An 18,976-nucleotide genomic window follows, 5' to 3' on the forward strand; every position below is an offset into this window, starting at 1 on the left:
TTCACCTTGCCTGAGTATCCTCTGTGCCAACACCCGAGCGGACGCGCTCGGGTCGTACGGGAGGACCGATCATGGCCAAGAAGACACCAGCCCACCGGAACGCCGAGGCAGCACTCGACGCCGCCAAGGATGCGGCGAAGGACGCGAAGAAGCTGATCAAGACCCTTCCGAAGAAGGCGGCCAAGAAGCTGAAGCCTCTCGTCGAGGACGCGAAGGACGCGGCGAGCGCCTCGAAGAAGAAGATCGCAGACCGGCCCAAGAAGGTCGCGAAGTCGGCCACCGCGGCCACCGAGCGACTGCAGGAGGCCACCGCGCGTCTGCAGGCCCCGAAGAAGGCGGACAAGAAGAAGGCGGACAAGAAGGACTCGAAGCGGCCGTCGGCGAAGAAGTCCGAGGGGAAGAAGCCGAACGCGAAGGCGACCGCACCGAAGGCAGTCGCAGCCGCACCGAAGGCACCGACGCAGAAGGTCGCCCCGGCTCCCGCGGCGGCCACGGCCACGGCCACGGCCGCACCTACGCCTGCTGCTCGTCCTGTGAAGAAGACGACCACCACGAGGACGGCGACGCCGAAGCCGGCCGCACCGACGCCGGCCCCCGCATCTGACCTGAGTGACCTCACGGTCGTCCAGCTCCGGGCCCGCGCCCGCGCCGAGGGCCGCACCGGGTACTCGCGACTGTCGAAGGCCGCACTGCTCGACCTCCTTGCGAACTGACGTGCAGGAGGCGCTGGACCGCGCTGCCGAGGCGCCACTCCCCCGCACACTGATCGACATCCTCCGGGACACCACCGATCGGCATCCGGATGCATCGGCGGTCGAGGACGCGGACGGCGCCCTGAGCTACGCCGAGCTTCTGGCGCAGGTGTGGCGCACTGCAGGCCTGCTGCGAGAGCACGGGGTGGGACGGGGCGACCGCGTCGGCATCAGGATGACATCGGGGCGCCGTGATCTCTACATCGCGATCCTGGGTGCGATGGCTGTCGGCGCCGCATACGTCCCCGTCGACGCCGACGATCCTCAGGAGCGCGCGGACCTCGTGTTCCGCGAGGCACGCATCGTCGGCATGATCACCGACGCCGGCTACCTCCCCGCGGACACCCCTGAGGCGAGGGAGCTGTTCACGGGCGCGACACCGCACCCGAGCACCTCGGCGATCCCTGTCGTCGCCCCGCCGACGATCGAGGACGACGCCTGGATCATCTTCACGTCCGGCTCGACCGGAGTGCCCAAGGGAGTCGCCGTCTCGCATCGCTCCGCAGCGGCTTTCGTCGACGCAGAGGCACGTCTGTTCCTGCAGGGTGCACCGCTCGGCCCCGGCGACCGCGTGCTCGCGGGCCTCTCGGTCGCCTTCGACGCCTCGTGCGAGGAGATGTGGCTCGCCTGGGGCCACGGCGCCTGCCTCGTTCCGGCTCCGAGAGCGCTGGTCCGGTCGGGCGAGGACCTGGGCCCTTGGCTGCTCGGGCACGGCATCACCGTCGTCTCGACCGTTCCCACGCTCGCAGCCCTCTGGCCCCAGGATGCGATCGAGAACGTGCGCCTGCTGATCTTCGGAGGTGAGGCCTGCCCGCCAGAGTTGGTCGCACGACTGGCATCCGATGGTCGGGAGGTCTGGAACACGTACGGCCCGACCGAGGCCACGGTCGTCGCCTGCGCCTCTCTCATGGACGGGACGGGTCCGGTGCGCATCGGCCTGCCTCTGGACGGCTGGTCGCTGGCCGTGGTCGATGCGGACGGCCAGCGCGTGGCCGACGGCGAAGCGGGCGAGCTCATCATCGGCGGCGTGGGCCTCGCGCGATATCTCGACCCCGCCAAGGATGCCGAGAAGTACGCCCCGATGCCTACGCTCGGCTGGGACCGCGCCTATCGCTCCGGCGATGTCGTGCGCGTGGAGGCCGAGGGCCTGATCTTCCAGGGCCGCGCAGACGACCAGGTCAAGATAGGCGGTCGGCGCATCGAGCTCGGCGAGGTCGAGGCGGCGCTGCAGGGACTGAGCTCCGTCTCAGCCGCGACCGTGGTGGTGCAGAAGACCGAAGCGGGCATGCCGATCCTCGTCGGCTACGTGGTTCCCGACGAGGGCTTCGACAGACAGGTGGCGCGTGGTGAGCTCGCCGAGATGCTGCCGGCTCCCCTGATCCCGCTGCTCGCGACCGTCGACGATCTGCCTGTGCGCACATCGGGCAAGGTCGACAAGGCGGCACTGCCGTGGCCCCTCGATTCCGGCGACGAGGGCGGATCCTCGCTCTCCGGCACCGCAGCGTGGCTCGCCGAGCAGTGGTTCGCCGTGCTCGGCATCCGCCCGAGCGATGAGGACGCAGACTTCTTCCAGCTGGGTGGAGGCTCGCTCGCCGCCGCACAGCTGGTCTCGCGACTGCGCACCCGCGCCCCCGAGTTCACGATGACCGACGTCTACGATCTGCCGCGGCTTCGACAGATGGCCGATGCCGTCGATGACGAGTCCGACGATGAAGACACCGCTGAGCGGGTCTTCAGCCAGCAGGCACCGACACCGCGGCGCATGCAGTGGGTGCAGACGATCGCGGGCCTGCCGCTGTTCGTGTTCACCGGCATCCGCTGGCTGCTCTTCCTGCTCACCGCGAGCTGGATCCTGCGCCTGTCGCCCGGATTCGAATTCCTTCCCGAGGTTCCGCTGTGGACGATCATCGTGGGCCTGGTGATCTTCGTGACCCCGCTGGGCAAGATGACCATCGCCGCGGTCGCCGCCCGCCTGCTGCTCGCGGGACTCCGGCCCGGCGACTACCCGCGAGGCGGCGGCGTGCACCTGCGGCTGTGGCTCGCCGAGCAGATCGCGCAGCAGGTCGACCCTGTCGGCCTCGCCGGAGCACCCTGGGTCGTCTACTACGCCCGAGCGCTCGGTGCGCGCATCCACAAGGACGTCGATCTGCACACGGTCCCTCCGATCACGGGCATGCTCGACATCGGGGCCGGGGCCTCGATCGAGCCCGAGGTCGACCTCACCGGATACTGGATCGACGGCGACACGGTGCGCATCGGCGGCATCCGCATCGGCGCCGACTCGACGATCGGCGCACGAAGCACCCTCGCCCCCGGCACGAAGATCGGCCGCGGCGCCGAGATCGCACCGGGTTCGGCCGTGTTCGGACGCGTGCGCTCCGGGCAGCGCTGGGCCGGATCCCCGGCAGCACGCGTCGGCGGTGTCTCGAAGCCGTTCGCGGCCGGTCGTCCTCCGAGCCGCACCCGTTGGCTGTGGGCCTATGCCGCATCCTCGGCGTTCCTGGGCCTGCTGCCCGTCGTCTCGCTTGCTACGGGGGCGTGGGTGGTGGCACTCGGCATCCGAGGAGCTGACTCCCTCACGTCCGCGATTCCCGGCATCCTGGCGCTGCTCGTGCCCGCCGTGCTGCTCGCTGGTCTGGTCTTCGCCGTCCTCGTGCTGGCTCTGGTGCGCCTGCTCGGCCTCGGCCTGTCAGAGGGCGTCTACCCCGTGCGCTCTCGCATCGCGTGGCAGGCGTGGACGACCGAACGCCTCCTCGACTCTGCTCGCACCTTCCTCTTCCCGCTGTACTCCAGCAGCTTCACCCCGTTCTGGCTGCGCGCCCTCGGGGCCGACGTCGGTCGCGATGTCGAGGCGTCGACCGTGCTGCTCATCCCGAAGCTCACCACGATCGCCGACGGCGCGTTCCTCGCCGACGACACGATGGTCGCCACCTACGAGCTGCAGGGCGGGTGGATGCGGCTGGGGACCGCGCGGATCGGCAAACGCGCGTTCCTCGGCAACTCCGGCATGGCGGCCGGTGGGCACAACGTGCCCCGAGACGGTCTGGTGGCCGTGCTCTCTGTCGCGCCGCCCAAGGCCAAGGCCGGGTCGTCGTGGTTGGGCTCGCCGGCCGCCCGACTGCGTCGTGTCGTCAACGACTCCGACCTCGAGCGCACCTACCGCCCGCGCGCCGGTCTGCGCGTGGCACGAGCACTGTGGGAGCTGGGCCGCATCATCCCGGTGTTCGTGACCTGTGCGATCGGACTGGCCGTGATGCTCACGCTCGCCACCGTGGTCGACGCCTGGGGTCTCGGATGGGCGGTCGTGCTCTCGAGCGCCGTCATGCTCGCCGCCGGCGCGATCGCCGCACTCGTCACGACCGCAGCGAAGTGGATCATCGTCGGGCCGATCCGCGCGGGAGAGCATCCGCTCTGGTCGAGCTTCGTCTGGCGCACCGAGGTGTCCGACACCTTCACCGAGATGGTCGCGGCCCCGTGGTTCGCGAACTCGGCATCCGGCACCCCCGCACTCGCCATCTGGCTGCGCACGCTCGGAGCCAAGATCGGTCGAGGCGTCTGGACCGACAGCTACTGGCTGCCCGAACCCGACCTCGTGACACTCGGCGACGGCGCGACGGTGAACCGCGGATGTGTGGTTCAGACGCATCTGTTCCATGATCGAGTGATGAGCATCGACGCAGTGACCCTCGAGAACGGTGCGACCCTCGGGCCGCACAGCGTGATCCTCCCCGCCGCGACGATCGGAGCGGACGCGACGGTTGGCCCTGCGTCGCTCGTGATGCGCGGCGAGTTCGTGCCGGTCGGCAGCCGATGGAGCGGCAACCCCATCGGACCGTGGCGTGCCGTGAAGGTGCGTTCCTACCAGGCGTCGGGCGCATGAACGTCGACCCGTACACCCCGCACAGCGGCGATCGACGCTACGGGGTGCTGCACTACGACCTCGCGATCGACTACCGCGTGACCACGAACCGCCTGGCCGGCATCGCGACGATCCGGTTGCGGATGCAGGAGTCGACCAAGCACATATCCCTCGACCTGGTCGGCCTCAAGGCCACGAAGGTGCGGGTGAGCGGCGACCGGGCCGCCTCGTTCCGCCAGGACGACCGTCGGCTCAAGGTGACCTTCGGCGGCGAGCGCACGAGCGGTCAGGAACTCACCGTCACGGTCGAATACTCCGGGGCCCCCTCGCCCCGCCGCACCCGGTGGGGGCTCCTCGGCTGGGAAGAGCTCGAAGACGGCGTGCTGGTCGCGTCGCAGCCCACGGGTGCCCCGACCTGGTTCCCGTGCAACGACATCCCCTCCGACAAGGCGACGTATCGTCTGGAGTTCACGGCCGATCCCGAGTACACCGTCGTGAGCGGCGGCACAGCCACCCGGTCGACGCAACGGGGACGCACTCGATGGACCTTCGACCAGCCGGTGCCGACGGCCACGTATCTGATGACGGTGCAGCTGGGTCAGTACGACGACGACAGGGTCGAGCTCGGCACGACTCCGGGGCGTCTGTTCCACCCCCGGGCGCTCGCACCGCGGGTGCGCTCCGACTTCGCCGCATTGCCGCAGATGATGGAGACGTTCGTCGAGGCCTTCGGTCCGTATCCCTACGAGTCGTACAAGATCGTCGTCACCCCCGACGTCCTCGAGATCCCGCTCGAGGCGCAGGGCATGGCGATCTTCGGAGCGAACCACGTCGACGGCCTGGGGGGCAGTGAGCGCCTGATCGCGCACGAGCTCGCGCACCAGTGGTTCGGCAACAGCGTCGGCGTCGCCCGCTGGCAGGACATCTGGCTGAACGAGGGGTACGCGTGCTACTCGGAATGGCTGTGGTCGGAGGCCGCGGGTGGGCCCACCGCCCACGCGAAGGCTCTGATGCACCACGCCAGCCTCCGCATCCTGCCCCAGGATCTCGTGCTCTCGGACCCCGGCCCGACTGACATGTTCGACGACCGCGTGTACAAGCGGGGCGCGCTCACCCTCCACGCTCTGCGTCTGACCATCGGCGACGAGCGGTTCTTCGCTCTGACTCGGGAGTGGACGTCGCGCTTCGCCGGGCTCGCAGTGACGAGCGATGACTTCCTCGGACTCGTCGACGAGGTCGCCGACGGTCGGGCGCGCGCGCTCGTGCGGACCTGGATCGACGAGCTCCCGCTGCCCGCCCTCCCTGCTGCTCCCCTCCGGCGCTGACGAGGAGAATCAGCCGACGGCGACGCTCACCACGTATCCGGGTGGCCCACCGAGCGTCGTGACCTCGAGGGGACGCAGACGTCCGGGCACCACCGCTGACCACACGCACGGCTCGGACTCATCAGCGTGCGGCTGCAGGATCACCTCCGACGGGTCGATCTCGAAACCGCGCCCGTCCGCCTTGACAGCCGCCTCGATGCGCGTCCACGCACCGAGATCCGGGGCGCGCCCGTCGGGGAACATCGGCCCCAATCCCTCGACACGGCCGGCTGCCGCTTCCTCCTCGACGTCGACGCCCAACTCGATCGACCCCGCCGACGCCGCGACGACGACGAGATCCTCCGCGTGGCTCACGCTGAGCGAGACGCCGGCCGACCGCGGGCGGCCGTGTTCCGCGCCGCATCTGGCGCAGCGGCTGAAGAGCAGCACCTCATCGGAGCCTCGGATCCTGCGCACGAGTGCGCGGATCAGCGCCCTTCCCGCAAGAAAGGACTGGGCGCGGCTGCCACTCAGCTGACGGAGGCGGTCTATCTGCCCCTGCCCCATCGCGGCGGCGTCGGTCTCGGTGAACCCGTGAGGATCAGAGGGCCGCGCCCACGCGACGGTCACGTCGCGCCAGGTGATCTCGCCCATCAGTCCGCCTGCTCCCATCGAATGGACAGTCGAAGATCGGCGGCTCAGACCTCGAAATCGACGGCCACGCGCGACGCGACCACCGAGCGCACGTACGTCACGACTTCTTCGTGAGCCGGATGCACCTGGTACTCCTCGAGCGCGTCGATCGAATCGACGTCCGCAACCAGCGTGACGTCCCAGTTCGCGTCCGGGTATGCGACGTTCGCGCCCGCGGAGATCGAGCGGAGCTGCGGCACGACGCCGTCGAGTGCATTCAGCCGGCGAGCGACCTCGGCGGCCTGTTCGGCGCGCGTCGCCGCATCGTCTGCCGCGAGCTTCCAGGTGACGACGTGACGGATCATCGCGCTTCCTTCTTCAGAGCATCGTGCTGCACAGCGGCCTCGAGGGCCTCGCGCAGTCGGTCGGCCGACAGGCGCCAGTGCGCATGCAGTTCCCCGTCGATGAGGACGACGGGAATCTTCTCCCACCACAGCTCGTAGAGTGCGGGGTCGTCCTTGATCGACGCCTCGACGATCTCGATGCGCTCGGCAGCCGCATCGGGCAGCTCGGCGACCACGGAGTCGATGATCTCGGACGCCACGTCGCACAGGTGGCAGTCGGGCTTGCCGATGAGGGTCAGCGTGGTCACGCCGACGGCACCTCGACATCGCGGCCCTGGGCGATCCACTCGCCAGTCCCGCCCTCGACGTTGGTCGCGTCGTACCCGCGGGATTCGAGCGCCTCGACGACGCGCGCCGAGCGTCCGCCGGCCTGGCAGATGACGTCGAACGACTCCGAAGGAAGCTCGTCGAGCCGGTTGCCGATCTCGGACATCGGGATGTTCACCGCCCCGGGGACGTGTCCTGCGGCGAACTCGTCCACCTCGCGGACATCGATGAGCGGAGTGTTCGAACGCTCGGCGAGCTCGGTGACGGTGATCGACTTCATGGCATGCTCCTGCGACGAGTGGGAAACCGGGGGCAGAGACACAAAGCGCCCGTCCGGAGACAGGCGCTCGTGTCTGGTCGCTTACTTCTTGTTGCGACGCTGGTGGCGAGTCTTACGAAGCAGCTTGCGGTGCTTCTTCTTCGCCATGCGCTTGCGGCGCTTCTTGATGACAGAACCCACGGAAACCTCACTAAGTCAGTGGCTGGGTGTCGTCGGTGACGGACACCCGGGTACGGGCACGGAAAAATGCCTCGGATCAGTCTAGCAAATCGTGGAGCTCCTGCTGCACGCGCTCACGAGACCGAGCCGAGAGCGTCAGCCGACGTCGGCTATCGGTCGTTGCAGGGCATCGGCCACAGCGGATTCCGGAACCCGGAAACTGCGACCGAAGCGAATGGCTGGCAGCTCCCCAGCGTGCACCATCCGATAGACGGTCATCTTCGACACGCGCATGAGTTCGGCGACCTCAGCCACCGTAAGGAACCGGACATCTGGAACCTCGGGCATCCCACGTACCCCTTTCTCGATTTGTGCACACTCTAGGGGGAATCTGGGACGCGTGTAAACCCATGTGGCCTGTGTGATCAGTGAGGATCGCCGACGGTGGCGAACGCTCGTACCGGGAAGGTGCCGAATCCGCGTACAGCCGGAGGAGCCGCGGTGAATCGCGCACCCCGCGCCGGCACCTCGGCGAGACGCGTCAGATGCTCGACCACATGGATTCCCGCCGCGAGCAGGATGCTGTGCGCCGGACGCTCTCCGCCGCTCTCCGTGTCGTCGATGTTGAGCGAGTCGATCCCGACGAGCGCGACCCCGGCGTCGGCGAGGAATCGCGCTCCTCCTTCGGTGAGGAACGGCGCCCCATGGCCGTACTCCGGCGTTCCGAAGTGCTCACTCCACCCGGTGTCCAGCAGCACGGCGGTGCCGCGCAGTTCGCGATCGGCGAGGGTCACCGCGTCGATCCCCCGGCGCGCATCGCTCCAGGCGTCGTGCAGGTGGAAGACCTCAGTGCGCAGGCCGATGAGGGAGCTGAGCTCGAGCGACGCCAGGTCTCCTCCGTCCTCATACCGGTGAAAGGGCGAGTCGAGGTAGGTGCCCGTGTTGCCGATCATCGTGATGATGTCCATGGCGAACTGCGTGCCCTGCGCGTACTTCGCACGGGATTCCTCGCGCGTGAGATGAGGAGTGATGATCGGCGCCGGGAGGCCCGGGTAGGTCACGAGGCCGGCCTCGATCGGATGGCTGAGATCGATCACCCGCCACGCGTCTTCGGCAGGAACCTCGATCCCACGACTGCCGCGGTGCACCTCTTCGACGATGCGCAGCCGCTGCAGCTCGACCGTGCTCACGAGAGCGAGACCGAGATGCCGCACCAGCAGCGCACCGATCTCGTCAGCCTCCAGGTTCGGATCAGGGAGGTCGAGGCGGAAGCTCTCACCGCTCATCCCCCCGCCGTTCGCGAACGAGATGGTGAAGTCGAAATGCGCTCGGTACGAGGGCGAAGCTGTCGTCATGCTCACATCATGGCAAGCGCGAGACGCGGTCAGCGAGACCTGTTCGTTCTCGCCGCTCGCTCGCGCGCCTCGCGGAGCGCCTGCCGCTCGGCCCTGTGCGCGAGCCGAAGCGCCTTCTCGGCCTCACGCACGGCCTTCTGGGCATCCTTGAGGCGCCGGTCGCCCGCGAGCTCGACAGGGTCGAGGGCGATCCAATCGGTCACCGGCTGAGCCGGCGTTCCGCGGTCGAGGGCGGCGATGTAGGCGTCGACGCCGTCGAACACGCGCTCGATGCCGAATCGGAACGGATCGGATGCCGACGTGAACACCCCATCGTCTATCGCCCGGCGCAGCGCGGGGAACTCGTCTGCGGTGATGACGCGGTCGTACAGATCTGACTCGCGTCGCGCCACCTCCTCCGGCGTGAGTCCGCTGCCTCGCGACTGCTCCGTGTAGCCCGCCTGCACGATTCCGCACCATCGTGCGTTGCCCGTGACGGCGAGCGCCACAGCCACCCGCTCATCGGCCGAGAGCGGCGTCGCCTCCAACGCCTCGAGACTCGCGTCCAGCCACGCAGAGCTGTGGGGTGTGATCGGCGAGCCGTTGATCGGCAGGGACAGCATCCAGGGGTGCCGTTGATACAGGAGCACCTGCTCCGTGTACAGCGCGAGCAGCCGCTCGCGCCATCCGTCGATGTCTCGCAGCGCCTCCGGCGGCAGGCCCGTGGCCTGCTCCTGCATGAGCAGCAGGAGGTCGTCCTTCGCGCTCACGTATCGATAGAGGGACATCGGCGTGAACCCGAGTGCCGAAGCGACGGCCGCCATCGAGACGGCGCCGATCCCGTCGGCATCCGCCAGCTCGACGGCCGCGTCGACGATGCGCTCGACGCTCATCTCGCGCTTGGGCCCTCGCTGGGGGTTCGTCGCGACCCCCCAGGCGAGTGCGATGCCGCGGGGCAGCTCCGGAGGCTCGATCTCGGTCATGCCGCCATCCTACTTCTGTATATTACGTAAACCGTGTGTTACTGTCATACACAATTGCGTATGACGCACACAGTTCTGTTGGCACAGAGCTCCGAACCGAAAGGAAAGCACCGATGAATCAGGCGATCGAAGTCCGCGGGCTGAGCAAGGCCTTCGGAAGCAGACGCGTCATCGACGACCTCGACTTCACCGTGTCCCGCGGAGAGGTCTTCGCGCTGCTCGGGCCGAACGGCGCGGGCAAGACGACCACGATGAACATCCTCACGACCTTGACTGCCGCAGATTCCGGCGCTGCTCTCGTCGCGGGATTCGACACGAGATCCGAACCTCGAGAGGTCCAGCGGCGGATCAGCCTCACCGGACAGTCCGCCGCCGTCGACGACGCCCTGACCGCAGTCGAGAACGTGGTCATGTTCGCCCGCCTCGCCGGCATGACCCGGAGCGAGTCGGCGCGGCGCGCGACCGAGCTCATCACGCGTTTCGACCTGATCGAGGCGGCGACGCGATCCGTGCGCACGTTCTCCGGAGGCATGAGGCGTCGTCTCGACCTCGCTCTGAGCTTCGTCGTCACCCCCGAGGTGCTCTTCCTCGACGAACCCACGACGGGTCTCGACACTCGAAGCAGGCGCGATCTCTGGGAGCTCATCCGCGCTGTCGCGGCCTCGGGCACCACTGTTCTGCTCACGACGCAGTATCTCGAGGAGGCCGATCAGCTCGCCGATCGCATCGCCGTCCTGCACGAGGGACGCATCGCCGCGCTCGGCACACCCGGAGAGCTCAAGGCGCGCATCGGCGGCGACACGGTCGAGCTGCACGACGCCCACGGCGAGCTGGTGCGCGAGATCGCCACCGACGGCACCGTCGCCGACCTGCGGCGAGCGCTCGACCGCCTGGACGAGGAGGGCCTCGATGGCGTGGTCTCGCTGCGGCGTCCGACTCTCGACGATGTCTTCCTCGCAGTCACCACGACCGAGCCCGCCGAACTCACGAAGGAGCACTCATGAACGCCACGACCGCCGATGCTCTCACGGCGCCCTCGACACTCCGGCCGCGACCACGGCTGCGGGGCCTGACGGCCGAGAGCGTCTTCGTCGGGAGAAGTCTGCGGCACTCGCTACGAGACGGCGAATCGCTGCTGATGGCGGTCCTGCTGCCCGTGATGCTCATGCTGATGTTCACGTGGGTGTTCGGCGGCGCGATCGACCCGTCCGGTGCATACGTCGACTATGTCGTTCCCGGCATCATCCTCACGTGCGCCGGCTTCGGGGCCTCGTCGACCGCCGTGTACGTCGCCAACGACATGCGCACGGGGATCATCGACCGCTTCCGCACCATGCCGTTGCGCGCGAGCGCGGTGCTCACCGGTCATGTCGTGGCGAGCCTGCTTCGCAATCTGGTCGCCACGGCGATCGTGATCGTCGTGGGCATCCTCGTGGGCTTCCGGCCCGATGCCTCGTTCGTCGAATGGCTGGCGTTGACCGGACTCATCGCTCTGTACATCCTGGCGATCACCTACCTGTTCGCGGCGATCGGCCTGGCGGCGAGGTCACCGGAAGGCGCGAACGGATACGGGTTCGTGCTGCTGTTCCTCCCCTACCTCTCGAGCGCCTTCGTGCCGGTGGCGAGCATGCCAGGGTGGCTGCAGCCCGTCGCGATGTACCAGCCGATCACACCGATCGTCGACACGATCCGCGGCCTGCTCACGGGCACTCCGCTGGAGGCGGCACCGCTGTGGGCGATCGGCTGGTGCGTCGTGATCCTGGCCAGCTCGGTCGCGTGGGGTGCATGGCTGTTCCGACGCAGGTCCGCTCGCCGCTGAGGGCCGACTGTCGCGAACGGGCGCCCGGGTCACAGCGGAGACATAGGACGTTTGCCGCAACCGTTCAGGGTGCACTGGGATGCTGAACCCACGACTCACGATGGCACCGTCCGAGTCCACGCGGGCTGGGGCCCGCGGCCACGCCCCCGTTGACAAGCCCCCCGTTGTCATCGGGGGCGAAGTGCGTCCGGGGCGTCAGCCGCCGAAGCGCTTGAGCGCGGTGGCGACGACGTGCTTCGCAGATGCCGCGGCACGGCCGACGACCTCGGCAGCGTGTGCGGCCCCGTCGGGAAGCGGCAGTCCGGGGTAGTCGATGTCAGGCGCATCGTCACCGTAGGCGTCCATGAGGAACGGGACGAGCCAGTCGTCGACGACCTCCAACGGCTCGACAGCGAGGCTGTAGAAGCGGCGCTGACCGTCTTCGCGCACGCTGACGAGCTCGGCCTCGCGGAGCACCTTCAGATGCTTCGAGACGGTGGGCTGGCTGATGCCCAGATCGGCGACGATCTGGCTCACGCTGGTACCGGCGTCCCCTTCGGTGGTGCGTCGCAGGAGAAGCTGGAGGATGTCGCGCCTCGTACCGTCTGCGATCACGTCGAAGATGTCCGTCATGTGATCAGGGTAGTCGTCCCCGGCACGGAGTACCATGACGAAGGCTCGGCGATCGGCGTCGTGCAGCCGCGGTGCGCGGCGAGGGGAAAGCGAAGGGGGACTCGATGTCGGGCATCGCTTCGGCGTCGTCACCTCGACAGCGTCTTCAGAATGCCGCCTCCTGGGGCAAGCACATCGTCACCTCGTCGCCCTCGCGCTTCGCGATCGTCATCTTCGCGCTGCTCATCCTCCTGTTCACCGTGCTGCTGTCGCTGCCGATCGCGTCGGCATCGCGCACGGTCACCCCGCTGGCCGACGCGCTGTTCACCGCCGTGTCCACCATCTGCGTCACCGGTCTCGCCACCGTCGACATGGCGAATCACTGGTCTCCCTTCGGGCACGTGCTGATCTTCGTCGGTGTCAACATCGGCGGGCTCGGTGTGCTCACCCTGGCATCGCTGATGGGTCTCGTCATCTCCAAGCGCCTCGGGCTGCGGGCCAAGCTGATGGCGGCCGGCGACACGAACCCGCTGCGAGCGCACGGCGGCGTCGTGAACGAGAGCCAGACCGTTCGGCTGGGCGAGGTCGGCCAGCTCCTGCGCACCGTCGCGGTGTCGTCGCTCATCATCGAAGGCGCACTCGCGGTACTCCTCTACCCCGCACTGGTCCTCGCGGAGGTCGACCCGATCGCCGCCCTGTGGGAGGCTCCGTACTTCGCGGCCATGGCGTTCACGAACACCGGCTTCGCTCCCAACGACGGCGGCGTGGCCGTCTTCGCCGACGACTATCTCGTGCTGTCTCTTCTGATGGTGGGCGTCTTCCTCGGCAGCATCGGCTTCCCCGTGATCTACACACTGGCCAAGCACGTGTGGCACGTGAAGAAGTGGTCGCTGCACACCAAGCTCACTCTCGTGACCACCGTGCTCCTGTTCGTGCTCGGCGCAGCCGTGTTCCTCATCCTCGAGTACGCGAACCCGAAGACGTTCGGCTCGATGGACGCGGCGGACACCACCTTCCAGGCCTTCTTCCTCTCGGCGATGACCCGTTCGGGCGGCTTCAACGTGATCGAGATGGACGACCTCAACGGCTCGTCGTTGCTGGCCGCGAGCATGCTGATGTTCGTCGGCGGCGGCTCGGCATCCACCGCCGGAGGAATCAAGGTCACGACGCTCGCCGTACTCGCCATCGCGGTGTGGTCTGAGGCGAAGGGACGCCAGTCGGTCGAGGTCTTCGGCCGCCGCATCCCCAGCGACGTGCAGCGTGTGGCGCTCAGCGTCGTCGCCTGGGGCGCCACGATCGTCGCACTGTCGACGATCATCATCGCCCAGATCACCAAGGCCGACATCAGTCATGTGCTGTTCGATGTGATCTCGGCATTCGGCACCGTCGGCCTGTCGACCGGCCTCACGGCCGAGCTCCCCGATTCCGCCTCGTACGTGCTCGCGACCACCATCTTCATGGGGCGCGTTGGTACAGTGACTCTCGCCGCGGCAGTCGCCGCGACATCGCGATCGCAGTATTACTCGCTGCCCGTGGAAAGGCCGATCGTTGGTTGAAGTGCTCCGGGGCGACGCTCCCGTACTCGTCATCGGCCTCGGCCGCTTCGGCGCCGCATGCGCCGGCGAGCTCGACCGCCTCGACCGCGAGGTCCTCGCGATCGACGGCAACCTGGAGCTCGTCCAGAAGTGGTCCGACCGCGTCACGCACACCGTTCAGGCCGACGCCAAGAACATCGACGCCCTGCGTCAGATCGGCGCCCAGGACTTCCAGGTCGCCGTCGTCGCCGTCGGCTCGTCGATCGAGGCATCCGTGCTGATCACCGCGAACCTGGTCGACCTCAAGGTGCCGCAGATCTGGGCGAAGGCCGTCTCGCAGTCGCACGGCAAGATCCTCGCCCGAGTGGGCGCCAACCACGTCATCTACCCCGAGCGCGAAGCCGGAGAGCGCGTAGCTCACCTCGTCTCCGGACGGATGCTCGACTTCATCCGCTTCGACGACGACTTCGTCCTCGCGAAGATGTACCCGCCGAAGTTCATCCGCGGCGTGGGGCTCAACGAATCCGGCGTGCGCAGCAAGTACAAGGTCACCGTCGTCGGCGTGAAGAGCCCCGGCAAGCCGTTCCGCTACGCCGAGGCGAACACGATCGTCACGAATCACGACCTCATCATCGTCTCGGGAACGAACAGCGACATCGAACGCTTCGCGGCCCTCGACCGCTGAACGACAGCCCGCCGCGAGTTCAGGCGTCGATGTCGAGCGTGATCTCGACGACGTCGTCGATCCCGACGCTCTCCCGATCCTGCAGCGCCTTCTTGATCGGAACGATGTAGCCGCCGTCCTTCGGCCACAGTGCCGTCGTCACGGTCGTGCGTCCGATCGTCACGGACGCGGGGATCATGCCCCACCCATAGGTGACGACGCCGGCGATCTCGCCGATCATCTCGCTCTCGACCGGCGGCACGGTGACGAAATGGAACGGCGCGGGTCCGCGCCAGAACCAGATCTCTCCCGAGAACCGCAGCTGCATGTCAGCCTCCTGCGGCGAGTTCCTTCGCCCGGGCCAGTGCCGCATCGGCGGCTTCCGCGAACGTCCGGTCGAGGTGCGCGTCCTGCAGCACCGCGACGGCCCGCTCTGTGGTGCCCTTCGGACTCGTGACCCGGCGGCGGAGTTCCGACGGCTCCTCCCCCGATGCGTCGAGCAGTGCCGTTGCTCCGATGAAGGTCTGCTCCACCATGATCCGCGCATCGCTCTCGCTGAAGCCCATGCCGATGGCGGCCTTCGTCAGCTCCTCGATGAGCAGGTAGACGTAGGCGGGGCCCGACCCGGAGATCGTCGAGAGCGCATCGATCTGCGACTCGGGCACCTCGACCACAGCGCCCACTGTCGCGAAGAGGCGGTGCACGAGGGCGAGATCGTCAGCGGATGCGGCTGCACCCGCCGCGAGGCCCGTGACGCCCTTGCCGACGGTCGACGGAGTGTTCGGCATCGAGCGGATGACGCGGACGCCGTCACCGAGGTTGTCGGCGAAGGTCTGCAGAGTGACACCGGCAGCAAGACTGACCACGATCGCGTCGTCGGCCAGTGAGGGCGCGATCTCGCGCAGCAGATCGGGGACCATCGCCGGCTTCACGCCGACCAGGACGATACGAGCCGACTGAGCCGCCTGCACATTGCCGTCCGGGGTCTCGGTGAGCGAGATGCTCGTGACGCCGTCGAGGGCCGCGAGGGCCGCGGCCTTCTCCGGCGTGCGGTTGGTCGCGACGACGCCCCCGTCCACCGGGATGCCGGATGCGACGACCCCGCGGAGGATCGCGCCGCCCATCGAACCGGCACCGAGGAACGCGAGGGCGGGAAGAGAGTCAGCCATGTCGTCATCCTACGGCGGGCGCACCCGGCGGCGACGGGCGAGCGGATCTAGACTCGACGCATGAGTGCATCCGGCGGCGGCAAGGCCATTCTCGCGGCGTTCCTGGCGAATCTGGGCATCGCCCTGGCGAAGTTCGTCGCCTGGGCGCTCTCAGGGTCGGCATCGATGCTCGCCGAGGCGATCCACTCCGTCGCCGACTCCGGTAACCAGCTGCTGCTCATGCTGGGCGGCCGCAAGGCGAAGCGCGAGGCCGACCGGGCGCACCCGTTCGGCTACGGCCGCGAGCGCTATGTCTACGCGTTCGTCGTGTCGATCATCCTGTTCTCGGTCGGTGGCCTGTTCGCGATCTACGAGGCGATCGACAAGCTCACCCACCCGCACGAACTGGACGAGACCTGGTGGTGGCTGCCGCTCCTCGTGCTCGTCATCGCGATCGGCCTCGAGTCGTTCTCGCTGCGCACGGCGGTCAAGGAGAGCAACCTGGTGCGTGACGAAGGCCAGTCGTGGGTCTCGTTCGTCCGCCGCGCCAAGGCCCCGGAGCTTCCCGTCGTGCTCCTCGAGGACGTCGGAGCCCTCACCGGACTCACGTTCGCGCTGCTCGGCGTCGGTCTCACGGTGATCACCGGAAACCCGGTCTTCGACGCCCTCGGCACCCTGATGATCGGCATCCTGCTGGTGCTGATCGCCATCGTTCTCGGTGTCGAGACCAAGAGCCTGCTCGTGGGCGAGGGCGCCACGCCCGCCGATCACGACCGCATCGTCGACGCGATCAATGCGGGCGACGAGATCGAGAAGATCATCCACATGAAGACGCTCTACCTCGGCCCCGATGAGCTGATGGTCGCCGCGAAGATCGCACTCAACGCTGACAAGCCGCTGCGCGAGGCCGCTGTCGACATCGATGCGATCGAGGCCCGCATCCGCGAGGCCGTGCCGACGGCCAGGGTCATCTACATCGAGCCCGACGTCTACCGGCCGTCGCTCGACCCGGAGCCGTCGACCGACGTGTTCGTGCTCAAGTCCTCGGACTGATCTCCCGCGACGACATCTGCCCTCAGCGGCGCTGCTCGAAGAAATCCCGCAGCAGCGTCGTCGCGGCGTCTGCCTCGACCCCGCCGATGACCTCGGCACGATAGGGCAGCCGTCGATCGCGCAGCACGTCGTACATCGACCCGGCGGCCCCCGCCTTGTCGTCCCAGGCGCCGAAGACGACCCGGCCGATCCGGGCCTGCAGGATCGCGCCCGCGCACATGAGGCAGGGCTCGAGAGTGACGACGAGAGTGTGGCCGTCGAGGTTCCAGGAGCCGACGGATGCCGCAGCCGCCCGTAGCGCGTCGACCTCGGCGTGACCGGTCGGGTCACCGGTCGCCTCGCGGTTGTTGCGCCCCTCGGCGACGATCCGCCCTTCGGCGTCGAGCACCACCGCCCCGACGGGGATCTCCGACGCGGCCGCTGCCTCGGCCGCGAGCGCGAGAGCGCGTCTCATCGCGCTGAGGTCGGCGGCGGTCATGGGTCGAGCCTACGACAGCCACGGGAGCGGCCCCTCGCATCCGATGTCGTACGCGAGCGTCCGGCGCATTAGCCTGTAAGCATGCGTGTCCACGTCGCCGACCACCCTCTCGTCACTCACAAGCTCTCGGTGCTGCGCGACCATCGCACACCGTCGCCGGTCTTCCGCCAGCTGACCGAAGAACTCGTGACGCTGCTCGCGTACGAGGCGACCCGCAACGTGAAGGTCAGCCCGATCGAGATCACCACTCCGGTGACCACGACGATGGGCGTGAAGATCTCCGAGCCTCGGCCGATCGTCGTCCCGATCCTGCGTGCGGGACTCGGCATGCTCGAGGGACTCGTCAAGCTCCTGCCGACCGCAGAGGTCGGATTCCTCGGGATGGTCCGCGATGAGGAGACCTTCGAGCCGACCACCTACGCCGAGCGCCTTCCCGACGATCTCAGCGACCGCCAGTGCTTCGCGATCGATCCCATGCTCGCGACAGGCGGCTCGCTGGCTGCGGCCATCCAGTTCCTCTTCGACCGAGGAGCCAAGGACGTCACCGCGATCTGCCTGCTGGGCACCCCGGAGGGCCTCGCCGCGATCGAGGCTCTCGTCGGAGACCGCGATGTGACGATCGTGCTCGGTGCTCTCGATGAGCGTCTCAACGAGAAGGGCTACATCGTGCCCGGACTCGGCGACGCCGGCGATCGGCTCTACGGCACCGTCTGACGGACCCCCGGCTCGCCCTCGTCGAGCAGCTCAACGCCGAAGCCGGCGACGACGTCGCGCACCTCGTCGAGGTAGCGCTTCGCCTGTGCGGTGAGGGGGATGGCGGTGCGTCCGACCCATCCGATCTCGATGTGATCGTCGACCTCGAGAGGAACCGCCACGATCTCGGGGTCGAGATCATCGCTGATGATGCCGGTGGAGATCGTGTACCCGTCGAGTCCGATCATGAGGTTGAAGATCGTCGCTCGATCGGAGACCCTGATCTCCCGCGCACTCGAGAGGGTCGAGAGGATCTCCTCCGCGAAGTAGAACGAGTTGTTCGCCCCCTGATCGAAGGTGAGCCGCGGCAGCCCGATGAGATCGTCGAGGGTCGCACGGTCTCTGGAGGCGAGCGCGTTGCGTCGTGAGACGAAGATGTGCGGCTCGGCGATGAAGAGAGGATGGAACGCGAGGCCCGAGTCGCGGAGCAGCTTGTCGATGACGTTCCGGTTGAAGTCGTTGCGGAAGAGGATGCCGAGTTCGCTGCGGAGCGTCCGTACATCTTCGATGATGTCCCACGTGCGGGTCTCGCGAAGTGAGAACTCGTATTCGGCCGCGTTCGTGCCCTTGACCATCCGTACGAACGCGTCGACCGCGAAGGAGTAGTGCTGCGTCGACACCCCGAGGAGACGGCGCGACGGCGGCCGGCCGAGGTAGCGCTGCTCGAGCAGCTCGGCCTGCTCGACGATCTGTCGGGCGTACCCGAGGAACTCCGAGCCGTCGCTGGTGAGCGTGACGCCCCGGGCCGAACGAGTGAGAAGAGCGCGCCCCACCCGGCTCTCCAGGTCTTTCATCGCCGCCGACATGGTCGGCTGAGCGACATAGAGCATCTCGGCCGCCGCTGTGATCGATCCCTCCGCGGCGACTTCGATGAAGTACTGGAGCTGCTGCAGCGTGATGCCGCTCGATCGCCTGGCCATAGGAGAAGGCTATATCACCGCATAGCGGAGCCGAATTACC

The 18,976-nt window shown here is 68.0% G+C and carries 22 protein-coding genes; 9 read left to right on the top strand and 13 right to left on the bottom strand.

Annotation, left to right across the window (positions count from 1 at the left end):
• Positions 1-71: 71 nt before the first annotated feature.
• From ACIP5T_RS07740 to ACIP5T_RS07750, 3 genes are read left to right on the top strand one after another with little or no spacing between them, the layout of a single operon-like run.
• Positions 72-713 carry a hypothetical protein gene (locus tag ACIP5T_RS07740; RefSeq protein WP_400862033.1) on the top strand — a complete coding sequence of 214 codons (642 nt, stop codon included), beginning with the start codon at positions 72-74 and terminating at the stop codon, positions 711-713.
• A gap of 1 nt (position 714) precedes the next feature.
• Positions 715-4,632, top strand: coding sequence for a Pls/PosA family non-ribosomal peptide synthetase (locus ACIP5T_RS07745; RefSeq protein ID WP_400862035.1), 3,918 nt, complete (start codon positions 715-717; stop codon positions 4,630-4,632).
• Positions 4,629-5,936 (top strand): M1 family metallopeptidase, encoded by a 1,308-nt coding sequence (locus ACIP5T_RS07750; RefSeq protein WP_400862037.1) that lies wholly within the window; start codon positions 4,629-4,631, stop codon positions 5,934-5,936. The genes ACIP5T_RS07745 and ACIP5T_RS07750 overlap by 4 nt, the downstream gene beginning before the upstream one ends.
• Positions 5,937-5,945: 9 nt before the next feature.
• On the opposite strand, the gene ACIP5T_RS07755 is transcribed toward ACIP5T_RS07750, so the two are convergent.
• The 8 genes from ACIP5T_RS07755 to ACIP5T_RS07790 all read right to left on the bottom strand — a co-directional run bounded on the left by ACIP5T_RS07755 (position 5,946) and on the right by ACIP5T_RS07790 (position 9,975).
• Positions 5,946-6,569: a 4'-phosphopantetheinyl transferase family protein gene (locus tag ACIP5T_RS07755; protein WP_400862039.1), complete on the bottom strand. Its 624-nt coding sequence runs from the start codon at positions 6,567-6,569 to the stop codon at positions 5,946-5,948.
• Between the two features lie 44 nt (positions 6,570-6,613).
• The gene (locus ACIP5T_RS07760; RefSeq protein ID WP_400862041.1) at positions 6,614-6,913 is read right to left on the bottom strand and encodes a Dabb family protein; all 300 of its coding nucleotides are present in this window, start codon (positions 6,911-6,913) and stop codon (positions 6,614-6,616) included.
• Positions 6,910-7,200 carry a glutaredoxin family protein gene (locus ACIP5T_RS07765; protein WP_400862043.1) on the bottom strand — a complete coding sequence of 97 codons (291 nt, stop codon included), beginning with the start codon at positions 7,198-7,200 and terminating at the stop codon, positions 6,910-6,912. The genes ACIP5T_RS07760 and ACIP5T_RS07765 overlap by 4 nt, the downstream gene beginning before the upstream one ends.
• Positions 7,197-7,499 carry a rhodanese-like domain-containing protein gene (locus ACIP5T_RS07770; RefSeq protein ID WP_400862045.1) on the bottom strand — a complete coding sequence of 101 codons (303 nt, stop codon included), beginning with the start codon at positions 7,497-7,499 and terminating at the stop codon, positions 7,197-7,199. Before ACIP5T_RS07770 ends, ACIP5T_RS07765 begins: the two co-directional genes overlap by 4 nt.
• Before the next feature lie 81 nt (positions 7,500-7,580).
• Positions 7,581-7,679: a 30S ribosomal protein bS22 gene (locus ACIP5T_RS07775; RefSeq protein ID WP_003792170.1), complete on the bottom strand. Its 99-nt coding sequence runs from the start codon at positions 7,677-7,679 to the stop codon at positions 7,581-7,583.
• Between the two features lie 135 nt (positions 7,680-7,814).
• Complete coding sequence (locus ACIP5T_RS07780) at positions 7,815-8,006, bottom strand: helix-turn-helix domain-containing protein (RefSeq protein WP_042538977.1); 192 nt, start codon at positions 8,004-8,006, stop codon at positions 7,815-7,817.
• A 77-nt stretch (positions 8,007-8,083) separates the two neighbouring features.
• Positions 8,084-9,013 (bottom strand): cyclase family protein, encoded by a 930-nt coding sequence (locus ACIP5T_RS07785; protein WP_400862047.1) that lies wholly within the window; start codon positions 9,011-9,013, stop codon positions 8,084-8,086.
• 29 nt (positions 9,014-9,042) lie between these two features.
• Positions 9,043-9,975, bottom strand: a complete 933-nt coding sequence (locus ACIP5T_RS07790) for a TetR/AcrR family transcriptional regulator (protein ID WP_400862049.1) — start codon at positions 9,973-9,975, stop codon at positions 9,043-9,045.
• Between the two features lie 113 nt (positions 9,976-10,088).
• Here ACIP5T_RS07790 and ACIP5T_RS07795 point away from each other — a divergent pair, with 113 nt between their 5' ends.
• The gene (locus ACIP5T_RS07795; RefSeq protein WP_400862051.1) at positions 10,089-10,979 is read left to right on the top strand and encodes an ATP-binding cassette domain-containing protein; all 891 of its coding nucleotides are present in this window, start codon (positions 10,089-10,091) and stop codon (positions 10,977-10,979) included.
• Positions 10,976-11,794, top strand: coding sequence for an ABC transporter permease (locus ACIP5T_RS07800; protein WP_400862053.1), 819 nt, complete (start codon positions 10,976-10,978; stop codon positions 11,792-11,794). The genes ACIP5T_RS07795 and ACIP5T_RS07800 overlap by 4 nt, the downstream gene beginning before the upstream one ends.
• A gap of 195 nt (positions 11,795-11,989) precedes the next feature.
• On the opposite strand, the gene ACIP5T_RS07805 is transcribed toward ACIP5T_RS07800, so the two are convergent.
• Complete coding sequence (locus ACIP5T_RS07805) at positions 11,990-12,406, bottom strand: ArsR/SmtB family transcription factor (RefSeq protein ID WP_400862054.1); 417 nt, start codon at positions 12,404-12,406, stop codon at positions 11,990-11,992.
• 104 nt (positions 12,407-12,510) lie between these two features.
• Here ACIP5T_RS07805 and ACIP5T_RS07810 point away from each other — a divergent pair, with 104 nt between their 5' ends.
• Positions 12,511-13,941, top strand: coding sequence for a TrkH family potassium uptake protein (locus ACIP5T_RS07810; protein ID WP_400862056.1), 1,431 nt, complete (start codon positions 12,511-12,513; stop codon positions 13,939-13,941).
• On the top strand, positions 13,934-14,605 hold the full coding sequence (locus ACIP5T_RS07815) for a TrkA family potassium uptake protein (protein WP_042538973.1): 672 nt from the start codon (positions 13,934-13,936) through the stop codon (positions 14,603-14,605). The genes ACIP5T_RS07810 and ACIP5T_RS07815 overlap by 8 nt, the downstream gene beginning before the upstream one ends.
• Positions 14,606-14,624: 19 nt before the next feature.
• Here ACIP5T_RS07815 and ACIP5T_RS07820 read toward each other — a convergent pair whose 3' ends face one another.
• Both ACIP5T_RS07820 and proC read right to left on the bottom strand, forming a co-directional pair.
• A complete protein-coding gene (locus ACIP5T_RS07820) occupies positions 14,625-14,912 on the bottom strand; it encodes a DUF1905 domain-containing protein (protein WP_400862058.1) in 288 nt (95 codons plus the stop codon).
• Position 14,913: 1 nt separating this feature from the next.
• Positions 14,914-15,753, bottom strand: a complete 840-nt coding sequence (gene proC / locus ACIP5T_RS07825) for a pyrroline-5-carboxylate reductase (RefSeq protein ID WP_400862060.1) — start codon at positions 15,751-15,753, stop codon at positions 14,914-14,916.
• A 60-nt stretch (positions 15,754-15,813) separates the two neighbouring features.
• On the opposite strand from proC, the gene ACIP5T_RS07830 reads away from it, so the two are divergent.
• Positions 15,814-16,785 carry a cation diffusion facilitator family transporter gene (locus ACIP5T_RS07830; RefSeq protein ID WP_400862062.1) on the top strand — a complete coding sequence of 324 codons (972 nt, stop codon included), beginning with the start codon at positions 15,814-15,816 and terminating at the stop codon, positions 16,783-16,785.
• Between the two features lie 22 nt (positions 16,786-16,807).
• Here ACIP5T_RS07830 and ACIP5T_RS07835 read toward each other — a convergent pair whose 3' ends face one another.
• Complete coding sequence (locus tag ACIP5T_RS07835; RefSeq protein WP_400862063.1) at positions 16,808-17,263, bottom strand: nucleoside deaminase; 456 nt, start codon at positions 17,261-17,263, stop codon at positions 16,808-16,810.
• Between the two features lie 81 nt (positions 17,264-17,344).
• On the opposite strand from ACIP5T_RS07835, the gene upp reads away from it, so the two are divergent.
• Positions 17,345-17,977 carry a uracil phosphoribosyltransferase gene (gene upp, locus ACIP5T_RS07840; protein WP_311258936.1) on the top strand — a complete coding sequence of 211 codons (633 nt, stop codon included), beginning with the start codon at positions 17,345-17,347 and terminating at the stop codon, positions 17,975-17,977.
• On the opposite strand, the gene ACIP5T_RS07845 is transcribed toward upp, so the two are convergent.
• Positions 17,962-18,936 (bottom strand): LysR family transcriptional regulator, encoded by a 975-nt coding sequence (locus tag ACIP5T_RS07845; protein WP_400862065.1) that lies wholly within the window; start codon positions 18,934-18,936, stop codon positions 17,962-17,964. The two genes, upp and ACIP5T_RS07845, sit on opposite strands and share 16 nt — an antisense overlap.
• Positions 18,937-18,976 lie beyond the last annotated feature (40 nt).

This window comes from Microbacterium sp. NPDC088619 (assembly GCF_044752825.1).
GTDB lineage: Bacteria > Actinomycetota > Actinomycetes > Actinomycetales > Microbacteriaceae > Microbacterium.

What these genes read in the sequence shown, in the direction of transcription:
- ACIP5T_RS07740 (WP_400862033.1), top strand. Translation starts at nt 72, where the DNA reads ATGGCCAAGAAGACACCAGCCCACCGGAACGCCGAGGCAGCACTCGAC.
- ACIP5T_RS07750 (WP_400862037.1), top strand. Translation starts at nt 4,629, where the DNA reads ATGAACGTCGACCCGTACACCCCGCACAGCGGCGATCGACGCTACGGG.
- ACIP5T_RS07755 (WP_400862039.1), bottom strand. Translation starts at nt 6,569, where the DNA reads ATGGGCGAGATCACCTGGCGCGACGTGACCGTCGCGTGGGCGCGGCCC.
- ACIP5T_RS07760 (WP_400862041.1), bottom strand. Translation starts at nt 6,913, where the DNA reads ATGATCCGTCACGTCGTCACCTGGAAGCTCGCGGCAGACGATGCGGCG.
- ACIP5T_RS07770 (WP_400862045.1), bottom strand. Translation starts at nt 7,499, where the DNA reads ATGAAGTCGATCACCGTCACCGAGCTCGCCGAGCGTTCGAACACTCCG.
- ACIP5T_RS07780 (WP_042538977.1), bottom strand. Translation starts at nt 8,006, where the DNA reads ATGCCCGAGGTTCCAGATGTCCGGTTCCTTACGGTGGCTGAGGTCGCC.
- ACIP5T_RS07785 (WP_400862047.1), bottom strand. Translation starts at nt 9,013, where the DNA reads ATGACGACAGCTTCGCCCTCGTACCGAGCGCATTTCGACTTCACCATC.
- ACIP5T_RS07790 (WP_400862049.1), bottom strand. Translation starts at nt 9,975, where the DNA reads ATGACCGAGATCGAGCCTCCGGAGCTGCCCCGCGGCATCGCACTCGCC.
- ACIP5T_RS07795 (WP_400862051.1), top strand. Translation starts at nt 10,089, where the DNA reads ATGAATCAGGCGATCGAAGTCCGCGGGCTGAGCAAGGCCTTCGGAAGC.
- ACIP5T_RS07800 (WP_400862053.1), top strand. Translation starts at nt 10,976, where the DNA reads ATGAACGCCACGACCGCCGATGCTCTCACGGCGCCCTCGACACTCCGG.
- ACIP5T_RS07805 (WP_400862054.1), bottom strand. Translation starts at nt 12,406, where the DNA reads ATGACGGACATCTTCGACGTGATCGCAGACGGTACGAGGCGCGACATC.
- ACIP5T_RS07810 (WP_400862056.1), top strand. Translation starts at nt 12,511, where the DNA reads ATGTCGGGCATCGCTTCGGCGTCGTCACCTCGACAGCGTCTTCAGAAT.
- ACIP5T_RS07820 (WP_400862058.1), bottom strand. Translation starts at nt 14,912, where the DNA reads ATGCAGCTGCGGTTCTCGGGAGAGATCTGGTTCTGGCGCGGACCCGCG.
- proC (WP_400862060.1), bottom strand. Translation starts at nt 15,753, where the DNA reads ATGGCTGACTCTCTTCCCGCCCTCGCGTTCCTCGGTGCCGGTTCGATG.
- ACIP5T_RS07830 (WP_400862062.1), top strand. Translation starts at nt 15,814, where the DNA reads ATGAGTGCATCCGGCGGCGGCAAGGCCATTCTCGCGGCGTTCCTGGCG.
- ACIP5T_RS07835 (WP_400862063.1), bottom strand. Translation starts at nt 17,263, where the DNA reads ATGACCGCCGCCGACCTCAGCGCGATGAGACGCGCTCTCGCGCTCGCG.
- upp (WP_311258936.1), top strand. Translation starts at nt 17,345, where the DNA reads ATGCGTGTCCACGTCGCCGACCACCCTCTCGTCACTCACAAGCTCTCG.
- ACIP5T_RS07845 (WP_400862065.1), bottom strand. Translation starts at nt 18,936, where the DNA reads ATGGCCAGGCGATCGAGCGGCATCACGCTGCAGCAGCTCCAGTACTTC.